Here is a 24,366-nt window from a genome sequence, read left to right as displayed (position 1 = left end):
AATTAAATATCTTCCTCAATTAAAAGAAGTAACCTAACCCGATCCCGTACGTCACTTGTACATCGTCCCCTTGTTGAGCGGTGATAGTGCTGTGTTTGGCATCGTTAGTGAGTTGCTGCAGATAGGCGCCTGCACCCAGTGCCCAGTGGCGATTGAGGCGATGGACTACTCCCGTCCAGGCGTAGTATTGACGTAGCCCACCACTGGCTGCAAAAGGCGCAATGCCGGTCAATTGGCTCTCTTGGTCACTGACGGAAAAGTTGTGGCGCATAAACTCGCCGTTGGCCCAAGTCAGACCCGTACCAACGCCGACAAACGTTTCTTGGTTAACCGGCACCCAGACACTGTTGTAGAGGTTAATGTTGGCGCCGTCGGTGTCACCGCTAAAGGAATGGCTTGCGAGTGCGCCAGCGCGATAGCGAAACGGTAACGCGTAGTCGGTGTTCACGACGCTGTAGCCGACAAACAGCCCCAACTCGGTGCCGGACTCTATGGCGTTGAGCTGAACCACCGCCGAATTTTTGACCTCTTCTCGACCCAGTTTGTACAGCACGGCGGGACCATATTCAAAGTGTGAGTCAGTGTTGACTTTAATGCCCGCATAAGGCCCATACCACTCCATATACCTTCCCGATTCAAACGCGTAGCGTCCGCCGGGTACTGCGCCTGTCATGCTCTCTTTGGCGCCGTGATATTCCGGTGTTTTGCCAATACCAATGCCGAAAAAATCGGGAAATCGATATGGCGTCGCCGTGACGTGGCTTGAATATAGGCTGGTAATAAGCAGCAAGTAGAGACATAAGCGAACAATGGGCGTTGGGGGAGAGCTGAGAGTCATAGTCATCAAGATGTCTTGGTTGCAAGAGGAAGAAAAGCGCCTTGGAGCGCGCGGTTGGCGCCATTTTAGTGATCTTGATTCATCACCGTACAGGCATGCTCAGTTATACATTGCATAACGAATGGAGATGTAACAGCGCAGAACTGCTGAGGAAATGTGATCTTATTGGCGATGATGGCGCTTTCATACCAAGATAAGCGATCGGGTTGATCGAGAATTCATCAGATTCATAACTATTGAAGATATTTTGAATAAATTTGGCTTTATGTATTTTACGCTTATCGAAAATTATTATGCACACCGTTCAATTACCAATAATTATTCGAGGGCTTACGAATGAACAGCAACAAAACACTTTTGGCTTTGGCCATCGCATCGCTAACGGCAACCTCTGTGTCGGCTTCAGAAATTTACAATGACGGTAAAAACTCTATCCAAATGGGCGGACGTGCAGAAGCGCGCGCGTCAGTCATGGACGGCGAATTCGAAGATCGCTCACGTATTCGTCTTAACTTCTTAGGTAAAGCGGAATTAGCCAACGGCTTCTACGGCATCGGCTTCTACGAAGGTGAATTCACCACCAATGAGCAAGGTCAAGCGACCGATACTGACGCAGATAACCTCACCAACCGTTACGCATACGCAGGCTTTGGCTCCCTGTTTGGTGAAGTGACTTACGGTAAGAACGAAGGTGCGCTGGGCGTCATCACCGACTTTACCGACATCATGGCTTACCACGGCAACTCGGCGGCGTACAAAATCGCTATCGCTGACCGCACCGATAACATGCTCACCTATACCGGCAAATTTGGTGGCTTGGGCGTGAAAGGCTCGTACCGTTTTGCAGACCGCGTGAACAAAGACGCGGCAGGTGACTATCTCAATAAATTCGACAACAATGATGCCGATGGCTACTCACTTTCGACCACCTACGCGTTCGATATCGATGAGCTTGGTATCAACCTTGGCCTAGGTTATGCCGACGGCAATGAATTTGATGAGCAAGGCTACGTGATTGAACGTGACCAATTTATGCTCGCAGGCTCGGTTGCGTTCCGAGATTTCTATTTCGCTGCCGCGTATGTCGATGGTGAAGACAAAAACCGCACCCTAAGACAAGCGTCGGATCTGTCAGGTTATGAAGTCGCGGCGTCGTACACACTGAATAAAGCGGTCTTTACTGCGACCTACAACTACCTAGAAGAGAAAAACAAATACACCGGTGAGAAGAGCGACGCAGCCGATAACATCGCGATTGATGCGACCTACTACTTCCAGCCGAACTTCCGTGGCTATATCTCATACAACTTCAACAACTTGTCTGACAGCGATGTGCAATACAAGTGGCAAAAAGAAGACGAGCTAGCGCTTGGTATCCGCTACGACTTCTAACGTTATCCCCCGCACCGAAGTGGTTTGGCCGCTTCGGTGCGTTCAATCTCAACCGATTGTCACGAGCCAGTGGCTCACATACCAATAGGACCCCAACCCATGAATACGTTTACGCACAACAGTTTACTGGTGGCGATGGCGCTCGGCTTAACCGCGTGCAGTGAAGGCGAGGTGACCCTGCCGTCGACTGCCGTAGAGCAAACCACCGTACAGGTGATCGAGCTTAAAAGCCCTTCCTCGCAAACACTCAAGCACTTTAATGGCATCATTAGCTCGCAAAATAGCGCCGGACTGTCGTTTCGCGTGGCAGGTACCATAGAGACGCTGCTGGTCGATGAGGGCGACTTCGTTGAAAAAGGCCAATTGCTCGCCAAACTGGATAAGCATGACTACCAAGTCGCGCTTGAGGAGTTAGAAGCGAAGATGCTGGAAGCTAAGTCAGCGCACGCTCTTGCCAGCAATGAACTGAAACGCGTTAAGCAAGCGCGCGCCGATGACGCGATCGCCAGTGTCAATTTGGATCGTGCTATGAGTGCGTATGAGCGTTCGGCGGCGATGGTCAAAGTGGTGGAGAAGAACATTCAGCGCGCTCAAGACGCGCTGCGTTACACCGAGTTGCGCGCCCCGTTTTCTGGGCTAGTGGGCCGTATTGCGTATGATGAATTTGAGCAAGTCCTACCGGGCGCGGCAGTGATTGGCTTGCAAACCCCTAACGCGCTACAAGTGGAAATTGATGTGCCGGAAAACTTGATCAACTCAATCAATACTGGGCAAGAGGCGACATTAAGCTGGTACGGCAGCGAGGCTCAGCGTGCGGCCAAAGTGACCGAAATAGCACCGTTTCCTCACCTTATTAAACAAACCTACACGGTCAAATTGGCGCTGTCTGAGCCAAGTGACGAACTCTTTATTGGTAAATCTGTTGTTGTGTCGACCACTAACGCTCAGCAGGTACCGGCTTACTGCTTGCCTTACTCGGCCTTGGTGGGCGAGCAAGACACACTGCACGTACACCTCATCCGTGACCAGAAGGTTGAGAAGCGCGCTGTCGCCGTTCGTTCACTCAATGCCAATACGGCATGTGTTGACGGACCACTCTCGGTAGGTGAGCAGGTGGTGGTGAGCGGAACACACTATTTGTCTGATGGACAAAAAGTGGCGAATGTTTTGGTTCGAGCAGATTAAGGGTGAGATGCAAGCATGATGAATCTAGCCGAATTTGCTATTCGACAGCGCACCTTTGTGCTGTTTTTTACTGCGTTGAGCGTGATTGCCGGTCTGTTTTCCTATTTTGATCTTGGCAAGCTCGAAGATCCCAGTTTTACTGTCAAAACCGCCGTGGTGGTAACGCTTTATCCTGGTGCGAGCGCTGAAGAGGTCGAGCAGCAAGTCACCGACACCATAGAGACCAAGCTGCAAGAAATCGGCGCGTTGGATAAGCTGCGCTCCATTTCTGTTCCGGGGCGTTCGATGGTGTTTGTTGATCTACACGAGTCAACCAATTCCAAAGCGTTACCTCAGCTTTGGGACTTGATGCGTCACAAGATCAATGATGTCAAATTGCTGCTGCCATCCACTGCGCAGATCAGCATAGTGCAAGACGAGTTTTCAGAAGTCTACGGCATGCTGTTCGCCATTCATGGCGACGACGCCAAACCGGAAGAGCTGCGTCGCTACGCCGAGACCTTGCAGCGCCAACTGAAAGCTGTGTCTGGTATCAAAAAGATTGAGCTACACGGCGTGCAAAAGCGCGTGGTGTACATTGATATGCCCGATGAGCGCTTGGCGCAGTATGGCTTGTCAGTGACTCAAGTTTTGAATCAACTCAACGCACAAAACACGACTTTTGATGCTGGCAGTTTTGATGCGGGTTCACAGCGTATTCGCGTCGAGCAGAGCAGCGAGTTTCAATCCATCGATGACATTCAAAACTTGGTGATCAAAGGCGGCGTCAGCGAGCTGAGCACGGGTTTGATTCGCTTGGGCGATGTCGCGGATGTGACGATGGGCTATCTAGAGCCGGCACTCACTCAAAGCCGTTTTAACGGCGAACAAGCAGTGACCTTGGCGGTGAGTCCGGTTGATGGCATCAACGTTGTCGCGCTTGGAGATACCATCACCGAGATGATCGCGCAATTTAATGCTGAACTGCCTCTGGGTGTGAGTGTATCCACCGTCGCTTATCAGCCAGAAGAGGTACAGAAGTCGATCGATGAGTTCGTTGGCAACTTGGCCGAGAGCGTGGCGATTGTCTTCATCGTGTTGCTGGTCTTTATGGGATTCAAAAGTGCGGCGATTGTCGGCGGTAGCTTGATCCTGACCATTCTGCTGACCTTGATTTACATGAACGTGCGTGAGATTGATTTGCACCGCGTCTCACTGGGCACCTTTATTTTGGCGCTCGGTATGTTGGTGGACAACGCCATCGTGATCACCGATATGATGATCGTGAAAATCAACAAAGGTGTACACCGCACTGTCGCAGCGATCGAGTCTTTCAAAGAGACGGCGATTCCTTTGTTAGGGGCAACAGTTATTGCCATTATGGGCGCAAGCCCCGTGGTATTTTCGCAGACGGATGCTGCAGAATTTGCCGAGTCAGTGTTTGATATTATTGCCGCATCGTTGCTGCTTTCATGGTTGGTTGCGATGATCTTTACCACGCTAATGTGTTGGCTGTTAATCCAACCTAGCAAAAAAGGTCAACAAGACGGTAAGGGCAGCAGTGGCTTAAAGAGCGTTATCTATTGGATTGTAGACAATCCGAAAAAGGCGTTATCAACGCTCATCCCAACTATTGTTGTTACCGTATCAATGGTGCCGTTTGTCGGGTTAAACTTTATCCCTCAATCAGACCGCGAGATTGTCTTCCTTGACTACTGGTTACCCAATGGCGCGAAAATAGAGCAAACCTCGAGTGATATGCGTCAGATTGAGCAATGGCTGCTCGCTCAGCCTGAAGTCGAGAGCATTTCAACGGCGGTGGGCGCAAGCGTGCCGCGCTTCTCAGTGACGGTGGAACCGGAGCCATTGGATGCGGCTTATGGGCAGATCCTCATTAATACGCACGATTTTCACGGCATTAAAGATCTGGTCGCTCGTGGTGATCGCTACCTTGCGGAGCAGTTTCCGAATGCGCAGCCACGTTTTCGCGCCTTGAAGCTCGCGACGTCTGATAAGTTTGCCGTCGAAGCGCGCTTCTCAGGGCCAGATGCCAATGTGCTGCATGAGTTATCTGAGCAGGCTCAGGTGATTTTTGCTAGCCACCCAGACGCACGTTATGTGCGTGATGATTGGCGCCAGCAGACGCAAGTGATGAAGCCGGTCATCAATCAAGACAAAGCGCGCCGCGCCGGTATTAACCGTGCCGACATTGCGCTGGCGATGAAACGTGCATCCGACGGGTTGACGGTCGGCATGATGAACCTCAACGACGAACTGATCCCCATTCAAGTTCGCGCGACAGAGCGCACGATGGCGTCGCTCGAAACCTTGCCGGTGAAATCGATTCTTGGCCTGCACACTGTGCCGCTTAGTCAAGTGGTGGATGGTTTTGAATTCTACCCAGAGGAGTCGATGATTTGGCGTCGCGACCGAGTGAAAACCATCACAGCGCAAGCGGGTGTCGCACGTCATGCCACGCCAGCCCAAGTGCGTGACGCGGTGAAAGATCGCATTGAAGCAATTGAACTGCCAGACGGTTACTCCATGGAGTGGGGCGGTGAGTATTACGATGAGCACAAAGCGGTGACCGATATTTTGATGCAACTGCCTAAGGCAATGATCATCATGATCATCATCTTGGTGGCGATGTTTAACGGTTTTAAACAGCCGATCATCATCCTCGCGACTATTCCACTGGCTGCAACGGGAGCGGTGTTCTCGCTGGTGGCGTTTGATAAACCGTTTGGCTTTATGGCGCTGATTGGCGCGGTCACCTTGACCGGCATGATCATCAAAAACGGCATTGTCTTGATGGATCAAATTGAGCTAGAGCGCAAAGCGGGGCTTGGCCTGGCCGATGCGGTCAAAACCGCGACGCTTAACCGCACCATGGCGATATCGATGGGCGCGTTGACCACGGCGCTAGGTATGATTCCGCTGATGAGCGATCTGCTGTTTGACCAAATGGCAGCCACCATTATCGGCGGTCTAGCTGCGGCTACCGTGCTGTCACTGATGGTGATGCCTGCGGTGTACATGCTCACCACCAAAGACGAACCGACGCGCGGCGATGACGCGTTTAACTTCGATACCCAACCAGCAGGGCAATGATCATGATGACACGTTTTACTTTCAAACTGCTGCCTGTTGCGATGGCGTTATCGCTCTCGGCCTGTGCAGTCGGCCCCGATTATCAAGCGCCAAGTATGACCTTGGCCGAGACTTACCTCAACGCCGAGCACAGTGAGCAAGCAACCCAAGATTTGTGGTGGCAATCCCTCGGTGATGAGACGCTCAATCAATTGGTGGCACAGTTGCAGCAGCAAAATATCCACCTGAAAACGGCAGCAGAGCGCATCCAAATGGCGAATGCGTACCAAACCATTGTGGAGTCGTTCAAAGTGCCCACCGTCAATGTGGGTGCAGGGTACTACAACTACCAGTTCAGTAAGAACGATTCGGCGCTAGGCCCGATCCTTAACCCGCTTGGTCAAAGCGTGCCGGGGCTTGACAACATTGCTCCAGGGCTCGGTTCAATGACCTTGATGGACAATCAACATGACGGATTCGCTTTAGGCGCGAATCTCTCATGGGAGTTGGATCTGTTTGGCCGCATTGATAAGCAATCGGAAGCGGCGAAAATTCGTGTCGAACAAGCCGAGATCTACCGTGAAGGGTTGAATCTGGTGCTCAGCGCGGATCTGATTCACAACTACTTGCAGTATCGCGGCGCCCATGAGCGCAAGCAATTAGCGCTTGAGAACATTGAGGATCAAAAGAAGACCCTCAAGTTGGTGACGAGTGTGGTGAACAGTGGCTACGGCTCGGCGCTTGACCAATCGCAAGCCGAAGCCATGCTGGCGGCCACGCAGGCGATCATTCCGCAGTTAGAGATTGCGGAGCAGGTACATAAGCATCGCATGGCGATTTTGCTCGGTGTGCCGCTGACTCAAATCGATACCCAGTTAGCGACGCATCAGGATGTGCCTGAGCTGCAAGGTTTGATTCCGGTTGGTTTACCGTCGGAACTGCTGACCCGCCGCCCGGACATTCGTATCGCGGAGCGTGATATGGCCGCCATCAATGAGGAGCTTGGCGCGGCGATGGCCAATCGCTATCCGAAGTTCTTTATTACTGGCACCCCGGGTGTCTCTGCTGGCAGCTTTGATGATCTGTTTAAAAGTGATTCCTTTGGCTGGGCGGGCAGTGCCGGCGTGAGCTGGAACGTATTTGATGGCGGACGCGGCAAAGCGAATGTAGAGATTCAGGAATCACGCTTGAACAACGCCGCGCTGCGCTACGAGCACACGGTCAACAGTGCGATTGCTGAAGTGGACTCGACGCTATTTGCCTATGGCCGCAGCCAACAAAACCGCGATCAAATTGACATTGCTATGCAGGCGACCGATCGGGCGCTGGATAAAGCTAAGTCACTCTATCGTGCAGGGCTGATTGACTACATTGCGCTGCTGGACGCCCAGCGTCAGCACCGCGTGATGCAAGATCGCCAAGTAGCCGCCAAGCTGCAAGCGGCGCAAGCGACCGTGGCGGTGTACAAATCGCTCGGCGGTGATTGGACGGTGCAATAACGCGGGTAAACCTAACCATTAATCAAAGTCTTACTGCTCGATGAGTACTGGTCCTCCTCATGAGCAGTGAGGCTTTCTTCTCCAAGGAATTGACATGAAACCCAACGCTTGGGTAGTGTGCAGCGCCATTGCTTTGGCTGGCTGCTCATCGATCCCCGAAAAAACCAACAAACCACTGACGAGTTCGGCTGAACCGCGTTATACGGTGAGCGAAAAAATGGCCACGCTGCCAGACAATACGGTGGTGTTGCTGAGCTTTTCTGGCGGCGGCACTCGTGCAGCGGCGTTTTCCTACGGTGTCATGAAAGGACTGCGTGACTACCGCTATGAGTACCAAGGGCAACCCCATCGTTTGCTCGATCAGGTTAACGCCATCAGCTCTGTCTCTGGTGGCAGTTTTACCTCTGCCTATTACGGCTTGTACGGCGAAGCCATCTTTGACGATTTTGAACAGGCGTTTTTATACAAAGATGTGACGACAAGTTTGAAAGACATCGTCATGAGCCCCGAGTACTGGTTCTCCAAATATGCGCGCTCGGCCGCGGCGGCGGACTATTACAACGCGCATATTTTCCAAGATACCACCTTCTCGGCGCTACGCGATGAAGGGCCGATGATCATTATCAATGCTACCGATCTCTCGACCGGCGCACGTTTTTCATTTACCCAGGAGTATTTTGACCTCATTTGCTCCGACTTAAATAGTTACTCAATTAGTGACGCTGTCACAGCATCCAGTGCTGTGCCTCTACTGTTCTCACCTGTCCTGCTCGAGAATTATCCCGGCTGTGAGCGGGCGGTCTACAGCGCGCAGAGTCGGCACCGTACCTTACACCGCGCCACCAATCGTTCGCTGAAAAAATTTGAGGACAGAGAGCGTTATCAATATCTGCATTTGGTCGATGGTGGCATCAGTGACAACCTCGGGCTGCACGCCCTGTATGACTTAGTGACGACCCAAGATTTTGGCTTAGTTGCTGAGAAAGATCGCCTGCAAACCGTGGTGGTGATTTCGGTCGATGCTGCGGTGCGTCCGGATTGGGAAATCGGCCATCAAAAGCAAGAGCCGACAATGGCGAATCTATTGGGTTCGGCCAGTGACGTACAGATCCACCGTTACAACGATTTGTCCAAAACCTACCTCAGCATGATTTTGGATGAGTGGCAAGCGCAGCAGCCTGATAGGCGCTATCTGTTTGTCGATATCAATCTCTCAACGGCGGAGGACCAGGCTTTTGTTCAGTCCATCCCAACCGATTTTCATCTCAAAGAAGCGCAGGTCACGCGGCTGATTGAACACGGCTACCAACAAGTGATGACACACCCAGAGCTGGCGCATTTCATCTATCAAGGCACTCACCCACAAGAGGCAAACAGAGAGTAATATGACCCTATCGGAGACATCGGTGATCGACACCATCGAAGTGGTGGATTTTGTGTCCTTCACTATCGCTATCATCCTACTTTTTATCGGTAAGTTCGTCTTATCGCGCAGTCGTGTGCTGCAAAAATACAGTTTGCCTGAGCCGGTGATTGGCGGCTTTATCTGTACTTTGGTGGTTGCCTTGGTTTACTACCTGTTTGGGAAAGAGATCCAGTTCAACTTGCAGGTGCGTGACATTTTGCTGCTCTACTTTTTTGCCGGAATTGGCCTTAAAGCAGACATCGACAGTTTGCTCAATGGCGGTAAGCCCTTGATGGTATTGTTGCTGCTGGCGAGCGTCTACATCGTACTGCAAAACGTACTGGGTATCAGCGTCGCGACCTTGTTTGGTTTTGACCCGAAAGCAGGGTTAATGACAGGTTCGATTTCGCTGATTGGTGGCGTAGGCACTACCGTTGCGTGGGCGCCCACCTTTATTGACGATCTCGGTATCGCCAATGCGATGGAGCTCGGCATTGCTGCCAACACGCTAGGCTTGATTTCGGCGTGTGTCATCGGCGGCCCGATTGCGGCGTACTTGATGAAGCGAAACGCCATCAGCGCCAACACCACTCAAGACTTGGACATCGGTATGGCGCACACCAGCAGCAAAAAAGACATCTCGGTGGATTATTTTGGTGTGCTGCGCGCTTGGCTATGGCTGAATGTCTCTTTGATTATTGGCTACTTTTTGGATTTGTCGCTTGAGGCGGCTGGGCTCAAGCTACCCATGTTTGTGGCGTGTTTGATAGGCGGTATTGTACTGGGTAACTTAGGTCGCTGGATTTTGACCAAGCTGCGCAGCGAGGAGTTTAACACTTATGCCGAAGACGCCGAAAAAGGGCTCTCACTTATCCAAGATATCTGCTTGGGGATGTTTTTAACCATGGCGCTGATGAGTCTCAAATTGTGGGAGCTGCAAGGTAGTGTGGGTTACCTTGCGGTGGTCATGAGTGCTCAAGTCTTGTTGTCGATTGTGTTTACCGTCTGGGTGGTGTTCCGCGCGATGGGCAAAGATTATGAAGCGGCGGTCATGTGCGCCGGTTTTGGTGGGGTGACCTTAGGCTCGACCGCCACCGCGATTGTCAATATGACCGCGGTGACGCAGCAATACGGAGCCGCGCATAAGGCGTTTATCATTCTGCCTTTGGTGTGCGGATTTTTCATCGATGTGGTCAACGCCTTGGTAATTAACTATTTTGTGACTTGGTAACGGGTGTTATTGGGTTGCGAACAATCCCAAATCAAACGCGGCGCCTGAGGCGCCGCGTTTGATTTGTAAGAACGTTGACCCAAACTCAGTGTTTGGCGCTCGCGATGTATTGCTTAATTTTATCGCGCAGCCAAATACCGGCATCGGAGTTACTGTCTCGACGGTGCCAGATCATTGTATGGTGGATAGAGATGCTGTCGAGTGGGTAAGGGAGCAATTTGATGCCTAAGCGGTGTTCGACTTGTTGGCCGAGTAGGTAGCTGGACGTACACAAACAATCCGACATGCTGGCGAGATGTAAGGCCCCGAGCAAAGAATCGCTGACCGAGCTGATATCACGGGTCGGGATGTAAGATTTAGTGAATCGCTGAGCAAGGGACATACTGCCGCGCTCCATCATCATAATGATGTGCTTCTCAGCGTAAAACTGCGCTTCGTTGATGTGATCATGAATCCGTGGATGATCTTGGCGACACGCTACCACGCAGTGATCCTCAATTAACAATTCACTCATAAACGCTTTATTCTGCGGCACATAAATATCGATAGCCAAATCGAATTGACTTAAGCTCAATTGTTCTTCTAATAGTTCTTCGGAAATAGGAATAGGATGCAGTTCGATTGTAATATTTTCGAGTTCGTTATCTCGCTCTATCGCTGGATGTAAAATATTTAGCATCGCTTCGTTAACTAATACTTTAAATGTGCGATGTTGTGCGGGAGTAAATTCAGAAAGAGAGTCAACCGCATCATCTAGTAAGTAAATGGATTGTTTCAGTTGTTCCGCAAAGTTAATGCCTTTTTGCGTAGGAGTGATAGAGCGCCCCTGGCGAACAAACAAGGCGGCCCCGATCTGGTTTTGCAAGCGTTTTATGGCGGTACTGACACCCGGTTGGGTCATATCCAGTTTATCCGCGGCGGCGGTAATTGAACCAGTACGATAGACTTCCAAAAATATCCGAAGCGCGCTTAAATCAAGTTTACTTTTATCACAACTCATCGGTTGACTCCCAAATATGATGGCTATGATTTTCATCAAACCAAGTAAGAAGTCAATATGTTTTCTTTCGATACGAACTATTAATAATATTGGCAATTGTAACACTGAGTTAATTATGAGAAATGAGTCGAATTTTTTGGATAAAAACGCAGGTTAAATAATAATTTAATTTCAGTTTTAATATTTATTTTCCCGTATCAAGGTGTAGATATTTAATTTAATGAACTTCGATGGCTGCATTTAGGGTTTTGTCAAATACTCTGCTCTTCAACGTGGCAAAGTGGTGATGGGCTTTTTGTACCTCTTGTAGCTCTAGCATCCATTGTGCACTGCGCTGAGCACTGCAAAATGCGGTCATGTGGTGGAGCAAATCCTCGCACTGGTGGTGCAGAATATGACTGATGGCCTCAACCAATGGGTTGGACTCAATCGACATAAACTGAAGTTGGGCGTAGGTTTGGTTGAGCAGTTCAAAGGCACGCTGATGTTGCCCCATTTTGTTGAGGATTTCTGATTGGGTGATGGCGGCATCTCGTAATGCTGTCGTCAAACAGCGAAACTGGCATGGTTTGGTGTTGTCATCCTCCATCGCGTGTTGGACATGGCTAGGTAGGTAGGCCAGCACTTGATCGTACAGGTAATAGGCTTCAGGCCAATGTCCTTGCTCCAGCAATTGTTCGGCTTTGAGATAGTGTGTCCAGCATTGCTGTAAATCCATTGATATCACTCCACATTAAACGGCACACTGCGTATTTAAATGCAATTGGTTATTATATGCAAATAATTATCATTTATTATTTTGTTGGGGGTAATTTGATGGTTATTTGAGCAGTTGAACGTGAATACTGTGTAAGTCACTAAAAACTAAATAAAACTGACCTAAACTAAGGAAACAGAACAATAACAATGAAGGACCGAACTATGGCTATTCAAAGACTTGAGGCGAGCCAGCTGTATCATTTTGCGGAGCTAGAAAAGCTCGACAGCAAATCAACCAAAGAGTTGGCCCCTATTGATGAGATTGTCGGTCAAGAGCGCGCGCAGAAAGCGGTAGAGTTTGCGATGTCGATCAAGGAGAAGGGATACAACATTTACGCGATTGGCCAGAATGGACTGGGCAAGCGCACTATGATTTTACGTTACCTCAACCGCCACAAACACGACGAGAGTGCGTTGTACGATTGGTGCTATGTGGCGAATTTCGAGGATATCCGTACCCCGAGAGTGTTAAAGCTCCCTTGTGGTGTCGGCAGCCGATTAAAGCAAGACATTGAAAAGTTGATGGGCAAGTTAGTCAATGCGATGCCTCTCGCGTTTGATAACGAACTCTACTACAGCCGTGCGGACAAATTGAAAAACCAATTGGCCGCCAAGCAAGAAGCTGAGCTTGCCAATATTACTAAAGAAGCGAAAGCCAAAGGCATCAGTCTTACCATCACGACGCAAGGCGATTATCAGTTTGTTGCGATGAACGGCGAAGAGATGCACACCGAAGAGTCGTTTGATGCACTGAGCAAAAAAGAGCAGGAGTACTTCGGCGCGACCATTGATGAGCTTGAAGTCAACTTGAGAAACATGGTGCGTCAGCTCACCGAGTGGGAAGAAGCCTACAGCGAAAAAATCAAAAAACTCAATGATGACGTGACACTCGATGTGATTACGCACTTTATCAAACAGTTGAAAAAGGATTACTCAGGATACCCAGAGATCAAATCCTACCTGAGTGAACTTTCGCAAGACATCGTCGAGAATGCCGACATCTTTCTTGAGCAGAGCGCTGAGCAAGGAGAGGTGGCCGCGGCTTCACTGGACAAAAAACTGCCCCGCCGTTACAAGGTTAACGTTCTAGTAAGCCGTAAAGAGAGTAAGTTCCCCATTGTGGTGGAAGAGAATCCGAACTACCACACTTTGTTCGGTTACATCGAAACCGCTACCTTTAAAGGCACAGTCTTCACCGACTTCTCGTTGATACGCGCGGGGAGCTTGCACAAAGCCAACGGCGGTGTATTGCTGATGGATGCGCAAAAGGTGTTAGAACAGCCCTATGTGTGGGATGGGCTTAAGCGGGCGTTAAGGGCGCGTCAGCTTAGTTTAACGGCGCTAGAGAAAGAGGTGACACTCACCGGCGCCGTCTCACTCGATCCTGAGCCGATTCCTTTGGATGTGAAAATTATCCTATTTGGTGATTATCGCACCTATCAGTTGCTGCAACACTACGATCCTGAGTTCAGCGAACTGTTCCGTGTCACCGCCGATTTTGAAGATGAGATGACGCGCACGCCTGAATCTGAATTGCACTATGCGCGCTTTATTTCAAGCGTCGTGAACGACAATAGTATGCTGCATTGTGACCGTAAAGCGATTGCGCGCATCATCGAACACAGTTCACGATTGGCGGGCGATCAAACCAAGTTATCACTCCATTCGGCCAACATCGCCAATTTGTTGCGTGAATCGAACTACGTCGCGCGTCAAGCCAACTCCAATATGATACGCGTCAGCCACGTCGAAGAGGCACTGGCTAATCAAGAGATGCGAGTGAGCCGTTTGAAAGACACCGTGATGGAAGGGTTCACCAACGGCACAACTCTGATTCGAGTGGAAGGAGAGGCGGTCGGTCAGGTCAATGCGTTGTCGGTGCTCAGTACCAGCGAGTACATGTTTGGCGCGCCGAATCGCATCACCGCCACCACCTGTTATGGTGATGGTGATGTGATTGATATTGAGCGCAGTGTCGACCTTGGTGGCAGCATTCACTCCAAAGGCGTGATGATTTTAACCGCCTATCTCTCATCGGTGTTTGGTAAAACCGCGAAAGTGCCGCTCAGCACCACGATTACGTTTGAGCAGTCCTACGGCGGGGTAGATGGCGACAGCGCCAGCATGGCGGAGTTCTGCGCGGTGGTGTCGGCGTTTTCTAAGCAGCCCAATCGTCAGGATATTGCGATCACAGGTTCGATGAACCAATTTGGCGAGTCTCAACCGATTGGTGGCGTCAACGAGAAGATTGAGGGCTTCTTTGATGTGTGTACCATCAAAGGTCGCTCGCCAAATCAAGGGGTGATCATTCCTCGCTCAAATATGCACAACCTGATGTTGCGTCCTGACATCGTCAAAGCGGTGGAGAAAGGCGAGTTCAACATTTGGGCGATTGATCATGTGACGGAGGCGATTGAGTTGTTTACCGGCAAAGCCGCTGGTCAGCCGAGCGATGAGGGCAGCTACCCGATTGACACCATCTTTGGTATTGCGCAGGCCAAACTCAACGCTCTGCGCAAGTAGTTCGGTTATCTCACTAGGCTTCTCACCCTTGGGTGTGATAGGAAAAGAGAGAAGAGAAACAAAAGAGAGACCTCGCCTTAGCTAGGTCTCCTTATTTGAGCGGTTCTGTACTGAAGTGGTGTTGTTCAACGTGCGATGTTCATTGAGAGCTGTAAATCCAACGACAGCGAGGCGAGTTTGGTTTTCAGCACTTGACGCATGGTGTCCAACTCCGAGACCTTTAGCTGTTTCTGGTCGGTGGTAACATCGAGGCGGACACGCAGTTCTCGACCCACTTTCGTCACGCCAGCGACTTCAAGTTGCGAGCTAAGTTGCGCGTCAAGGGCGCTCACTTCTTTGTCCACGCGGCTCAGAATTTCTTTGCTTGGTGCCATCATCAGTAGTTCTCGCATCGCATCGCGAATCATATCAAACGGTACTTTGATAAAGTAAAACGACATGGCAATCATCATCATCGGGTCTGCGTATACTGCGTAGTGCGCGAACGGCGAATAGGTTAGTGCCAAAGCGAGTAAGAAACCGAGCGTAACCGCGACACTAAGCAGTGTATCCATTTGCCACTGCTTGGCTTCCGCCTCAATCAGGCCAGAGGAAAAACGCTGAGATTTTTTCGCGATCATCCACCATGCATAACCACAGCCAATGACGTTCACGATGCCAAACAGAGACGCAATCGAAGGATCAACCTCGCGGCCGCCATTCGCAACAGCGATGAGTGCGGAGTACAGCGAATACCCAACAATCGATAAGATAACCGCTCCTTTGATGGCGATGACCACCGGCTCTAACACCGCTTTACCAAAAGGAAAATGATTTTTCTGTGGGCTCTGAATGTAACGTGATACCGCGAGCGACAATAAAGTTAACAGTAAACTAACAAGTGAATAGACGCCGTCAAAGACGATAACCAGTGAGCCAACCAATGAACCGAGTACCAAACCACCCACAGCAAAGCCAGACGCAATAAGGGCTGAAAAGGTCAGTATTCGTTTTTCATTCAAGCTGGTTTGAGCACACATAACATCATCTCTGTCGTAAACACGCTTATAGTTTTTACTTAAGCGGACATTTAAACAACTGAGAAATGTGCATGGTCGAAGGGTGAAAGGAAGGGTTGGTAAATATTTTATTATAAATCAGTTGGTTACCAAGTAAATTATGTGTCAATAAATTTGACGCTGGCTGTCGGTCGGTTTAGAAATCAAACAAATATTCATTGAGGCGATCCGCAAGCCAAGTCATCCCTGGGTGCTCCGCCATGCCCGCAGACGTAAACATGCAGTAATCTTCCTGAGTAAGTCCGTAGGTATGTTTGATGACCGAGAGCTTTTGCTGACGCAACAAATGGCGAATCAAGGGTTCAGGTAACACGCCCCAGGCGTCCTCTTCCATAATGGTTTTGAGCATATAATCGAAGCTTGAAAAACCGATGTGTCGCAATGAAAAAGGCTGAAGTTCTGGGTTGTCTTTCTCATTAAGATACACCATGACCGCTTGCATGGCATTGCGCAGCTCATCGTCGGATACTCGGCGCAACTGACTGAGCTTATGATCCGCACTGCACACTGACATCATGCGGATTTTGCCTAAGGGTTGGTAGGCGATGTGTGGGTCGTCGATGCGTTCGTAATCCACACCAAAAGCAAAATCGACTTGCCCGGTGGCGACCAAGTTTGCCAAGTCGCCACTGGATGCCAAGACGAGGTTGAATGAGGTGGCAGGGAACTGGTTGTTGAGTTTGTGGGAAAGATCCAGCCACATATCATCAGGCAATGAGTCGTCACGAGCGATCCACACTTCGGCGTTAAATTCACCTGAGACTTGCGCGCAGGTTTGGCGAATTCTCGCGGCGGTGACCAGCAAGTTTTGGCAATCTTTGTAGATGGCTTTGCCGGCCTCAGAGAGGGTCAAATGGTTGCCAGTGCGAATGAACAGGTCGATTTGCAGATCTTTTTCCAACGCTTTAATGGCCATACTGAGCTTAGTTCGATTGCAGTCTAACTGGCGAGCCGCCTCTGAGACGGAACCCGTATCGGCGATGGTACAAAATGCCTCAATTTGCGATAAGTTCATATTTTGGTCAATTTGGTTGGGTTATCATCGATCTTATACGAATAACAGATGTCTGTCTGTTTTCAGTAGCGAAATGCTATCAATTTCATGCAGTTTTGGTAATCTTCTGCTATGCCAAATGAAGATGTTATAGGGAGATCATGATGGCGGCAACTTGGGATGAACTCGCACCGGACTGGGAGAAAGATGAGTCCACCAGCCTTTATGCGCAAAAGGCGTTCGAGTCATTGGAGAATGCAGTCCGCATTCAAAATACACATGTGTTAGATTTTGGTTGCGGTACAGGATTACTGAGCCAAAAACTCTCTCCATTGGTGAAAGACATCGTCGCGCTAGACAGCTCGGAAGCGATGATTGAACAACTCGATCTCAAAGAGCTCGCCAATGTTGAGCCCGTCGTCGATATTCTTTCACGCGGCTTAGTCGCCATGCACCCGGCTTTTCGACATCAGTTTGATCTCGTCGTGGCCTCCTCGGTGTGCAGTTTTCTTCCTAACTACGCGGAAACCGCCGACGTGGTTTACAGCCTACTTGATGCCGGTGGCCACTTTGTTCATTGGGATTGGCTCTCTGACGGCAATCAAGAGGGCGGAATGAGCAAGGAGCACGTTAACCAAGTGCTCACCGGTGTGGGTTTTAGCGAAGTGCTGACTTCTGTACCGTTCGCGATAGATACCCCACACGGTAAGCTGCCGGTTTTGATGGCGATAGCCAAAAAATAATTCGCTAAGAGCTTGAGTGTCTTTGCACTTAATGCTGATGCCCGTAATGCTGATAGCGACGAACTTCTTCCAAAACCTCGGGGTTAGCAATAGCACCGAGGTTTTTTATTGTTTCGCCATGAAGGACTTGTTTCACCGCCAGTTCAACTAACTTGCCAGATTTGGTTTTGGGTATATCACTCAATGTGTAAATTTCGCTGGGTACGTGGCGTGGTGAGCATTGGCTTCTGAGTCGAGTGGTGATGGCAGCTTTGAGTCTCTCATCGAGTATTACCCCCTCTGCTAACTGGACGAACAGGACAATGGTTTCGTCTCCCTTTTTTACGCGCCCAACCGCGATAGAATCAAGGACTTCTGGCAACTGGTTCACTTGCTGATAAATTTCAGCGCTGCCGATCCTGACGCCACCCGGGTTGAGGGTGGCATCACTACGGCCAAAAAAGCGTACACCACCGGTTTGACTCATTTGAACGTCATCACCATGATGCCAAGTGTTGGCAAATCTCGCCCAATACGCTTGATGATAGTGACGGCCATCGTCGTGCCAAAAGCCGAGCGGTTGGTTTGGAAAGCTGTTGCGACACACTAACTCGCCGCGTTGATCTGTCACGGCTTGTCCCTCTTCATCAAACACAGCGACATCCAGCCCAAGTCCGGGGCCTTGACACTCGCCTACATAAACGGGAGACAACGGGTTACCCAGGACAAAGCAGCCGCAAATGTCCGTTCCCCCCGAAATCGATGCGAGATGGAGATCGGATTTAATCTTATCGTACACATAGTGATATTGGTTGGGGTAGAGCACCGAACCGGTAGAACACAATGTCTTTAGTGACGACAGATTCACGTCATTTTTTGGCGTGTAGTCAGCTTTCTCAATCGCTTCTAGATATTTGGCTGAAGTGCCAAATAGGCTGACTTGCGCGCGTTCAGCCAGTGACCATAGTGTCGCTGGCGTTGGATAAACGGGGCTACCATCATAAATCACTAAGGTTGCGCCACTGGCAAGGGCAGAGACATGCCAGTTCCACATCATCCAACCGCACGTGGTGTAATAAAACACACGATCATTGGGTTTGATGTCGCAATGCAATTGATGCTCCTTGAGGTGATTCAATGTGGTTCCCCCGACACTGTGGACAATGCATTTGGGTTTGCCCGTGGTGCCTGAGGAGTAGAGGATGAAAAGTGGATCGTTAAAGCCGACCCGTGCAAATTCAATGCCCCTAGGTAAACAACTCGACAGCACCGACTCCCAATCGGAAAAGCCCTCGTTGAAAAACAGATCACAGGCGTGATCCGCGAGGTATTCAATCTGACAGGTGTTGGTAATGCTCGAAATGGCGTCACAGATCTGGCCATTTTTCTCCACCATAGAGTGGGTTTTGCCACCGAATTGATAGCCATTGCAGCCAAACAAGATCTTAGGTTGTACCTGACCAAAGCGCTCGACCACACTGTCTACTCCAAAATCAGGAGAGGTAGAGGTCCACACCGCGCCGAGGCTGGTGGTTGCCAACATGGCAATCACCGCTTGAGGGCAGTGTGGTAGGTAGCCAGCAACCACGTCACCTCGCTCGACGCCATTGTGACGCAGCCACTGCTGGACGATGGAGACTTGATCGCACAAGGCTTGCCAACTCAGCTGCGTTTCTACGCCAGATTCATTGTGAAACCAAATCGCCGGATTATTTGGACGTTGATACGCATAGGCGAGTAAGTTTTCTGCGTAATTGAGCTGTGCTTGAGGGAACCAGATGGTGTCTCGACTGGCACTAAATTGACCGTGTTTCGCTAGACCTTCTCCCTTAATACACTCACCGCGATAGCCAATCACGTCACAGACTTGCCAAATTTCGAGCCAAAATTGGTTGGGGTTTGCAACAGACCAAGTATGCAAATCCTTATAAGACTCAATAGCTTGGCCTTGCATGTTGATGTGCTGAATGAATTGCGCAATGTTGGCGTTACGTTGTCGCTCAGTCGAGGGTGACCAAAGCAGTTCGGGGGAGAGAGCAGAAGAGTCAGTCATTGGCGTATCCAGTGTTTTTATTGTTTTCGTTGTTTTGATTTTTGGTGCAAATATCGCCAAAGTCAAACCTTGCACTTCTTTTCATACCCATGAAAAACAAGTAAAAAAACGGAAAATGTAAAATATTTGTTACATTAGGTTGAGTGTTGATTGAACAAGCCATGATTGTCACTCAATGTCGGTATGGATACGCTTTATGTAACAAAATTGTTATGGATTGACGTCATGACCTCGTATCACTCTAAGCCTGTCGATGCTCAAGGGCAGATCGCCTGGACGGCAGAAGAACATCAGATTTGGCAAGCATTAGTTGAGCGCCAGTTGGCGGTCGTACAAACCCGTGCATGCCAAGCCTACCTAGATGGCCTTAAGCTGCTGGATTTGCCCTGCGATCGAGTCCCGGCACTGCGCGACATTAACCGCGTACTCGCCAGAGAAACTGGCTGGCAAGTGGAGCCAGTGGCAGCGTTGATCAGTTTTGATAAGTTCTTTGCGCTCTTGGCGCAAAAGAAATTTCCTGTCGCGACGTTTTTACGCTCACGACAAGAGTTCGACTACCTCCAAGAGCCCGACTTTTTTCATGAAATATTCGGCCATTGCGCCATGCTTACTCATCCCGATTTTGCCGCTTACACGCACACCTATGGCCAAATGGGGTTAGCGGCATCACCAGAAGAGCGTGTCTATCTCGCAAGATTGTACTGGTTTACGGTTGAGTTCGGTTTGGTGAAAGAAGCCGGGGCCACCAAGATTTACGGCGGGGGGATTCTCTCTTCGCCCGGTGAAACCGTGTATGCATTGGATGACGCGAGTGCAAAACGAACCCCTTTTGATCTGCATACTGTGCTGCGTACGCCCTATCGGATTGACATCATGCAGCCACAATATTTTGTTTTAGAGGATCTTCAGCAGTTGTATACCCTAAGCAACATGGACTTAATGGCCCACGTCAAGCAGGCAATGCAAGCTGGCTTACTCCCTCCACTATTTGAACCAAAGGAAATCTCCCATGTTGAATGAATTGCGTTGTGAAGCGTGCCACAGTGATGCCACCCCCCTCGGCTCTGAGGAACGAAGATTGCTATTAACGGAGTTGGAGGGATGGGAAATCGTTGATCGAGACGGCATCCCCCAATTGGAAAAAGTGTATCGCTTTAAAAACTATCAACTGGCGTGGGCCTTCGCCAATAAAGTCTCTCAGCTTGCTGAAGAGGAGTTCCACCACCCCTCACTACTGTTGGAGTGGGGAAAGGTCACCGTCACCTGGTGGAGCCATTCCATCAAAGGCTTGCACCAAAACGACTTTATCTGCGCGGCCAAGTGTGACCGCTTTTAACGGATAGCATAACGCCCCTCACTAGCATTCGGCTTGTGAGGGGCGTCGTCTTTTCTCAGTGCGGCGTATTAGTTTGCGGTCAGGTAACGCTGCTCTTTGGCGAGTGTTTTATCGCCATCAATAATTTCGAACGTGAAAGTGCGGCCGTTATCAAACAAGTTAGCGGCGTAGAATGTTCCTTTTGAACCACTGACGAAATGTTTGACACCGTTGCCACGGACTGTGACGTCAACACCACTGACGGGTTGTCCGTTGTCAAGTACCGTGACGATTGCGCCGTGATTTGCTGTTGCTACATCAAGGGTGTAGTTGTGGCTGTCGGCAGCAAATGCTGATGTTGCAGTAACCAAAGAGAGTGCAAGAGTGGTGATGATAGTTTTCATAGTGTATTCCTCAACAAGTAGGTGGAATTAAGTTTGCTGGAGTCTGTCTCAGCGCTTGATAGGAACATTAAATGTGATTTTGGTCACGAAAAATCATGTTTTTTAGTTGGACTAGTTCGAAAAAATTGAACGTAGTTTTGTTTAACTTGTGTACAAAGCTAAAGAGTTACTGATAATGGTCGCTATACTCTTTACAGTAACGACAAAGCGCTTGCGTATGGAACTATGAAAAAAATCATCATGGTGTTGTTGCTGCTTGTCGGTATTGCTTGTGCCGGTGGCGGTTATTACATCTTTTATTATAAGCCTCAACAAGATGCGTTGGCACTCGCCGCACAAGAGTCGGAGCCCGAGGCACCAAAGCCTGTGGAAAAAAAAACGCCACCTGAGCCAGAACCCGAGCCCATCACAGATTATTACGTGAACCCAGCCAAACTTGGGGTGCGTGAGCAACCCGATAAACAGGCGTTTATCGAGAGTGTTGTGTATCGCGGCGATAAACTGCATGTTTTGGAAAAAAAAGACGGTTGGGGACGCATTTCACCCTATTACGTGTATGAAGAAGGGGGGCCGGAAGTCGCTGAATGGGTGCCGATGGAGGCACTGCTCGAGGTTGCGCCCACGATTACTCGTGAAGAGCGTATTGAGACGGTCAGTGGCTACATCGAAAATTCCGATGATTTTAAAACCTTTTTTGACCGCTTTATCCAGTCCACCGACAGTTTGCTCAAAGAGGGGACGTGCTCGCCAGAAGACTTTGAAGAGTTGGGCGGTTGGGTGCGTTCTGTTACCTTCAGTAGCGACGATATCTACTTTGTCTATTGCGGCGGTTTGAAACAGGCGAACAAAATTTACCTCAACGCGCAAACGGGCGAAATTTTCTACCGCTGATCCCCAAACACATTGACGAAACCATGACGCACAGATGCTTACATCTTGGCGGGAGTTACGTATATACTTATCCAAGTATTTGAATTGCTAAACTATGTGCTCTGAGTACGGTCTTGTGCTCATAGTTTGATGGACATAGTAGGCTTAACGAGGTCGAGTTGGCCTCGTTGACAGGAAAGGATAATAAAGGGAGAGAACGATGGGCACGATCACGCGCACCCTAGTTGCCGTCGCGTTTGCGATGCACATGGCCACGTCATATGCGGCTGTCATTGAAACCACGACACTGGTGGGATTTGGTGAAGCAAAATATCCGCAAGATTTCACCCACTTTGATTATGTCAATCCAGACGCCCCAAAATATGGCAAAGTGACGTATGGACAAGTCGGCACGTTCGATAACTTTAACCGTTACGCTTCTCGCGGGGTTGCGGCGGCGGCCAGTGGCGAGCTATACGATCCCTTAATGTTCTCTCCAAGCGATGAGATCGATGCTTATTACCCCTTAATTGCACAGCGTGTCCGATACTCGGATGACTACCGCTGGTTAGAGCTCGACATCAACCCGAAAGCACGCTTTCACGACGGTCAGCCTATTACTGCACATGACGTCGCTTTTACCTTCGATAAGTTTATGAAAGAGGGGGTGCCGCAATACCGCGTCTATTATCAAGACATTCAATCTGTGACCGCTAAAGATGATCTCACGGTGCGCATTGAGATGGCGACGCCCAATCGAGAAAAGTTGTTTAGCTTTGCGCAGTCCACGCGCGTGTTGCCCAAACATTTTTGGCAGGACAAAAACCTCTCCGAACCGCTATCGACGCCACCTATCGGCAGTGGTGCCTATCAAGTCACCGATTATCAATCTGGCCAGAGCGTCACCTATTCACTGGTAGAAGATTACTGGGCACGCGATCTTCCCGTCAATGTGGGGCGCGATAACTTTGCGCAGATTCAATACGACTATTACCGCGATGACACCGTGATGCTCGAGGCGTTTAAAGCGGGCGAATTTGATTTTCGTCTCGAGAATTCCGCCAAGTTTTGGGCGAATTCTTACACCGGGATCAACTTTGATAAGGGATACATTGTTAAACAAGAGATCCCTCATGAGAAGCCAGAGAACACCCAAGGGTTCGTGTTTAACACCCAGCGTGATCTGTTTAGCGACCCAAAGGTTCGAGAAGCACTCTCTTACGCGATGGACTTTGAGTGGATGAACAAAAACATGTTCTATGGTCAATACAGTCGCACGCGCAGCTACTTTCAAAATACTGACTATGAAGCTAAAGGGCTTCCTGATGAGGACGAATTAGCGGTGCTTGAACCTTATAAATCTCAAGTGCCAGCGCGAGTGTTTACCCAGGAGTATCAGCCGCCAGTCACCGACGGCAGTGGTCGAATTCGCGCCCAGCTTAGAGTGGCGTTTAAACTGCTCGATGAAGCGGGTTGGGCACTTAAAGACAAAGTGATGACGAACAAAGAGACCGGTCAACCGCTCACCTTTGAGCTGTTGATTTACAGTCCAACCACCGAGCGTATTGCGATTCCATTGCAAAAAAATCTCAAGCTCATGGGCGTAGAGATGAACATTCGCTCGGTGGATACCACCCAATATATCAAACGCTTACGTGACCGAGATTTTGACATGGTGTCATCGTCTTACAGCGCCAATCCTTATCCAAGTCCGAACTTAATGATCGTTTGGAACTCCAACTACATTGACTCCACCTACAACACTGCCGGTGTGATGGACCCCGTCGTGGATGCGTTGACGCTTGAGATTTCCAACAGTCAGCAAGATACGCAGGCGTTGTTGTCACTGGGTAAGGCGCTCGATCGCGTACTGCAATGGAACTTTTATGTTATTCCACAGTGGCATGTTGGCGAGTACCGCGTTGCGATGTGGGACAAGTTTGGACGCCCATCTGTGACGCCCAGATACGATCTTGGCGTTGACACTTGGTGGGTCGATAAACAAAAAGCGGACAAATTGCCAGAAAAACGCCGCTAAACCTGTAGGGC

Annotated in this window: 19 protein-coding genes; 12 read left to right on the top strand and 7 right to left on the bottom strand. The window is 49.8% G+C overall.

All coding sequences use genetic code 11. The annotated features are described in order from the left end of the window. Positions 1-19: 19 nt before the first annotated feature. The gene (locus AC6R0R_RS11230; protein ID WP_500626730.1) at positions 20-844 is read right to left on the bottom strand and encodes a MipA/OmpV family protein; all 825 of its coding nucleotides are present in this window, start codon (positions 842-844) and stop codon (positions 20-22) included. Between the two features lie 330 nt (positions 845-1,174). Here AC6R0R_RS11230 and AC6R0R_RS11225 point away from each other — a divergent pair, with 330 nt between their 5' ends. The 6 genes from AC6R0R_RS11225 (at position 1,175) to gltS (ending at position 10,619) form a co-directional block, all read left to right on the top strand. Then, positions 1,175-2,230, top strand: a complete 1,056-nt coding sequence (locus AC6R0R_RS11225) for a porin (RefSeq protein ID WP_500626729.1) — start codon at positions 1,175-1,177, stop codon at positions 2,228-2,230. A gap of 99 nt (positions 2,231-2,329) precedes the next feature. Further along, complete coding sequence (locus AC6R0R_RS11220) at positions 2,330-3,415, top strand: efflux RND transporter periplasmic adaptor subunit (protein ID WP_500626728.1); 1,086 nt, start codon at positions 2,330-2,332, stop codon at positions 3,413-3,415. Positions 3,416-3,430: 15 nt separating this feature from the next. Then, positions 3,431-6,505: an efflux RND transporter permease subunit gene (locus tag AC6R0R_RS11215; protein ID WP_500626727.1), complete on the top strand. Its 3,075-nt coding sequence runs from the start codon at positions 3,431-3,433 to the stop codon at positions 6,503-6,505. A 2-nt stretch (positions 6,506-6,507) separates the two neighbouring features. Then, on the top strand, positions 6,508-7,983 hold the full coding sequence (locus AC6R0R_RS11210) for an efflux transporter outer membrane subunit (RefSeq protein WP_500626726.1): 1,476 nt from the start codon (positions 6,508-6,510) through the stop codon (positions 7,981-7,983). A 94-nt stretch (positions 7,984-8,077) separates the two neighbouring features. Next, entirely contained in the window at positions 8,078-9,367 is a 1,290-nt protein-coding gene (locus tag AC6R0R_RS11205; protein WP_500626725.1) for a patatin-like phospholipase family protein, read from the top strand. 1 nt (position 9,368) lies between these two features. After that, positions 9,369-10,619 carry a sodium/glutamate symporter gene (gltS, locus tag AC6R0R_RS11200; protein ID WP_500626724.1) on the top strand — a complete coding sequence of 417 codons (1,251 nt, stop codon included), beginning with the start codon at positions 9,369-9,371 and terminating at the stop codon, positions 10,617-10,619. A gap of 85 nt (positions 10,620-10,704) precedes the next feature. On the opposite strand, the gene AC6R0R_RS11195 is transcribed toward gltS, so the two are convergent. Both AC6R0R_RS11195 and AC6R0R_RS11190 read right to left on the bottom strand, forming a co-directional pair. Next, positions 10,705-11,619: a LysR family transcriptional regulator gene (locus AC6R0R_RS11195; protein WP_500626723.1), complete on the bottom strand. Its 915-nt coding sequence runs from the start codon at positions 11,617-11,619 to the stop codon at positions 10,705-10,707. Between the two features lie 217 nt (positions 11,620-11,836). Continuing rightward, positions 11,837-12,337 carry a hypothetical protein gene (locus AC6R0R_RS11190; RefSeq protein WP_500626722.1) on the bottom strand — a complete coding sequence of 167 codons (501 nt, stop codon included), beginning with the start codon at positions 12,335-12,337 and terminating at the stop codon, positions 11,837-11,839. Between the two features lie 203 nt (positions 12,338-12,540). Here AC6R0R_RS11190 and AC6R0R_RS11185 point away from each other — a divergent pair, with 203 nt between their 5' ends. Beyond that, the gene (locus tag AC6R0R_RS11185; RefSeq protein ID WP_334552084.1) at positions 12,541-14,901 is read left to right on the top strand and encodes a Lon protease family protein; all 2,361 of its coding nucleotides are present in this window, start codon (positions 12,541-12,543) and stop codon (positions 14,899-14,901) included. Between the two features lie 125 nt (positions 14,902-15,026). On the opposite strand, the gene AC6R0R_RS11180 is transcribed toward AC6R0R_RS11185, so the two are convergent. Together AC6R0R_RS11180 and AC6R0R_RS11175 are read right to left on the bottom strand one after the other, a co-directional pair. Continuing rightward, positions 15,027-15,920 carry a cation diffusion facilitator family transporter gene (locus AC6R0R_RS11180; RefSeq protein ID WP_500626721.1) on the bottom strand — a complete coding sequence of 298 codons (894 nt, stop codon included), beginning with the start codon at positions 15,918-15,920 and terminating at the stop codon, positions 15,027-15,029. Between the two features lie 175 nt (positions 15,921-16,095). Beyond that, entirely contained in the window at positions 16,096-16,974 is an 879-nt protein-coding gene (locus AC6R0R_RS11175) for a LysR family transcriptional regulator (protein WP_487902307.1), read from the bottom strand. Positions 16,975-17,117: 143 nt separating this feature from the next. On the opposite strand from AC6R0R_RS11175, the gene AC6R0R_RS11170 reads away from it, so the two are divergent. Then, positions 17,118-17,696 carry a class I SAM-dependent DNA methyltransferase gene (locus AC6R0R_RS11170; protein ID WP_487902314.1) on the top strand — a complete coding sequence of 193 codons (579 nt, stop codon included), beginning with the start codon at positions 17,118-17,120 and terminating at the stop codon, positions 17,694-17,696. A gap of 28 nt (positions 17,697-17,724) precedes the next feature. Here AC6R0R_RS11170 and AC6R0R_RS11165 read toward each other — a convergent pair whose 3' ends face one another. Next, positions 17,725-19,728, bottom strand: a complete 2,004-nt coding sequence (locus AC6R0R_RS11165) for an acetoacetate--CoA ligase (RefSeq protein WP_500626720.1) — start codon at positions 19,726-19,728, stop codon at positions 17,725-17,727. 225 nt (positions 19,729-19,953) lie between these two features. Here AC6R0R_RS11165 and phhA point away from each other — a divergent pair, with 225 nt between their 5' ends. Both phhA and AC6R0R_RS11155 read left to right on the top strand, forming a co-directional pair. Further along, entirely contained in the window at positions 19,954-20,748 is a 795-nt protein-coding gene (gene phhA, locus AC6R0R_RS11160) for a phenylalanine 4-monooxygenase (RefSeq protein WP_500626719.1), read from the top strand. Continuing rightward, positions 20,738-21,064, top strand: coding sequence for a 4a-hydroxytetrahydrobiopterin dehydratase (locus AC6R0R_RS11155; RefSeq protein WP_500626718.1), 327 nt, complete (start codon positions 20,738-20,740; stop codon positions 21,062-21,064). The genes phhA and AC6R0R_RS11155 overlap by 11 nt, the downstream gene beginning before the upstream one ends. Positions 21,065-21,132: 68 nt before the next feature. Here AC6R0R_RS11155 and AC6R0R_RS11150 read toward each other — a convergent pair whose 3' ends face one another. After that, positions 21,133-21,447, bottom strand: a complete 315-nt coding sequence (locus AC6R0R_RS11150; RefSeq protein WP_334552078.1) for a hypothetical protein — start codon at positions 21,445-21,447, stop codon at positions 21,133-21,135. Between the two features lie 225 nt (positions 21,448-21,672). Here AC6R0R_RS11150 and AC6R0R_RS11145 point away from each other — a divergent pair, with 225 nt between their 5' ends. Continuing rightward, positions 21,673-22,338 (top strand): SH3 domain-containing protein, encoded by a 666-nt coding sequence (locus AC6R0R_RS11145; protein ID WP_500626717.1) that lies wholly within the window; start codon positions 21,673-21,675, stop codon positions 22,336-22,338. A 241-nt stretch (positions 22,339-22,579) separates the two neighbouring features. Next, positions 22,580-24,355, top strand: coding sequence for an extracellular solute-binding protein (locus tag AC6R0R_RS11140; RefSeq protein ID WP_500626808.1), 1,776 nt, complete (start codon positions 22,580-22,582; stop codon positions 24,353-24,355). The last annotated feature ends 11 nt before the right edge of the window (positions 24,356-24,366 follow it).

It is taken from the genome of Vibrio sp. R12-SW3-ISO1, assembly GCF_059834005.1.
This window is presented reverse-complemented; position numbering and strand designations above follow the sequence as displayed.

Coding starts and splice junctions, on each gene's coding strand:
- AC6R0R_RS11230 (WP_500626730.1), bottom strand. CDS start 844: ATGACTATGACTCTCAGCTCTCCCCCAACGCCCATTGTTCGCTTATGT.
- AC6R0R_RS11225 (WP_500626729.1), top strand. CDS start 1,175: ATGAACAGCAACAAAACACTTTTGGCTTTGGCCATCGCATCGCTAACG.
- AC6R0R_RS11220 (WP_500626728.1), top strand. CDS start 2,330: ATGAATACGTTTACGCACAACAGTTTACTGGTGGCGATGGCGCTCGGC.
- AC6R0R_RS11215 (WP_500626727.1), top strand. CDS start 3,431: ATGATGAATCTAGCCGAATTTGCTATTCGACAGCGCACCTTTGTGCTG.
- AC6R0R_RS11210 (WP_500626726.1), top strand. CDS start 6,508: ATGATGACACGTTTTACTTTCAAACTGCTGCCTGTTGCGATGGCGTTA.
- AC6R0R_RS11205 (WP_500626725.1), top strand. CDS start 8,078: ATGAAACCCAACGCTTGGGTAGTGTGCAGCGCCATTGCTTTGGCTGGC.
- gltS (WP_500626724.1), top strand. CDS start 9,369: ATGACCCTATCGGAGACATCGGTGATCGACACCATCGAAGTGGTGGAT.
- AC6R0R_RS11195 (WP_500626723.1), bottom strand. CDS start 11,619: ATGAGTTGTGATAAAAGTAAACTTGATTTAAGCGCGCTTCGGATATTT.
- AC6R0R_RS11190 (WP_500626722.1), bottom strand. CDS start 12,337: ATGGATTTACAGCAATGCTGGACACACTATCTCAAAGCCGAACAATTG.
- AC6R0R_RS11185 (WP_334552084.1), top strand. CDS start 12,541: ATGGCTATTCAAAGACTTGAGGCGAGCCAGCTGTATCATTTTGCGGAG.
- AC6R0R_RS11180 (WP_500626721.1), bottom strand. CDS start 15,920: ATGTGTGCTCAAACCAGCTTGAATGAAAAACGAATACTGACCTTTTCA.
- AC6R0R_RS11175 (WP_487902307.1), bottom strand. CDS start 16,974: ATGAACTTATCGCAAATTGAGGCATTTTGTACCATCGCCGATACGGGT.
- AC6R0R_RS11170 (WP_487902314.1), top strand. CDS start 17,118: ATGGCGGCAACTTGGGATGAACTCGCACCGGACTGGGAGAAAGATGAG.
- AC6R0R_RS11165 (WP_500626720.1), bottom strand. CDS start 19,728: ATGACTGACTCTTCTGCTCTCTCCCCCGAACTGCTTTGGTCACCCTCG.
- phhA (WP_500626719.1), top strand. CDS start 19,954: ATGACCTCGTATCACTCTAAGCCTGTCGATGCTCAAGGGCAGATCGCC.
- AC6R0R_RS11155 (WP_500626718.1), top strand. CDS start 20,738: ATGTTGAATGAATTGCGTTGTGAAGCGTGCCACAGTGATGCCACCCCC.
- AC6R0R_RS11150 (WP_334552078.1), bottom strand. CDS start 21,447: ATGAAAACTATCATCACCACTCTTGCACTCTCTTTGGTTACTGCAACA.
- AC6R0R_RS11145 (WP_500626717.1), top strand. CDS start 21,673: ATGAAAAAAATCATCATGGTGTTGTTGCTGCTTGTCGGTATTGCTTGT.
- AC6R0R_RS11140 (WP_500626808.1), top strand. CDS start 22,580: ATGCACATGGCCACGTCATATGCGGCTGTCATTGAAACCACGACACTG.